2 protein-coding genes are annotated in these 996 nt (G+C 53.3%); both read left to right on the top strand.

The annotated features are described in order from the left end of the window. A partial coding sequence (locus tag AC1D1X_RS24310; protein WP_477699489.1) for a glycosyltransferase family protein occupies positions 1-330 on the top strand: 330 nt, incomplete at its 5' end. Continuing rightward, a partial coding sequence (locus AC1D1X_RS24315; RefSeq protein ID WP_477699490.1) for a glycosyltransferase family 2 protein occupies positions 327-996 on the top strand: 670 nt, incomplete at its 3' end. The genes AC1D1X_RS24310 and AC1D1X_RS24315, both read left to right, overlap by 4 nt.

Genomic DNA, 996 nt, shown 5'->3' on the forward strand with positions numbered 1-996 from the left:
GATCTTGTCCATGAAAAAATTCTTACGTCGAACCCGGTAGGGCAGTTGAACTCCTCCCTGCTCCACGAAAGTTTCGCAAACTTTGAGTCGGTTCTCGACAAGGCCAACCGCTATTCCAGTGCCGGTGCCCAAGTGCTGCACAGCAAGGGTAAAAAATCATCGATCAGCAAAGCGCTCGGCCATGGTTTTTGGGCATTCTTTCGAACCTATTTTTTGCGCTTGGGTTTCATGGACGGGCGCATGGGGCTTGTGCTTGCCATTTCAAATGCCGAAGGTACCTATTACCGCTACCTGAAGCTTTGGTTGCTGCAACGGAATTCCGGCAAGTGAACGAGCACACCGTGAAGGTCAGCTTTATTGTGCTGACCTATAACCGAACCAATGCGTTGCTGGTTGTTTTGAAGTCACTCGCAGGTCAATGCGGGCCGGCGCATGAAGTCATCATTGCCGATGATGGATCTCGCGCGGATGAAGTGGAGATGCTCCATAAGCAATGTCCGGACTTCAACTGCTCCGTCCGCCACGTTTGGCACCCTGACGTGGGCTTTACCGCAGCGCAGGCTCGCAACCTCGGAGCCAGTCTGGCTACGGCCGACTATCTGGTTTTTCTTGATGGAGACTGCGTTCCCGGGCCGCGCTTTGTGGCGGAGCATGCTCGCCTCGCCGAGCCAGGATGTTTTGTCAACGGAAGCCGGGTATTGATCAGCCAACGTCTTACAGAACGTGTAGTCAATGGCGCTATTGATTTACCCAGCCGTCCTGTATCGTTCTGGATTCGCGCCCGGCTGCAGGGCGATAGCAACAAATTATTGCACCTCCTGTCCTGGCCATGGCGTTTATTCAGGGTACAACAAGGTTTTCAGTGGCAAGGCATTCGCAGCTGCAATCTGGGTGTCTGGCGGCGGGATTTTTTTAACGTCAACGGATTTGACGAAACTTTTCAGGGGTGGGGTCATGAAGATGCCGATCTGGTGTTGAGGCTCAGCCATATGGGAA

The sequence above is a fragment of the Polaromonas sp. P1_G4 genome (genome assembly GCF_056405475.1).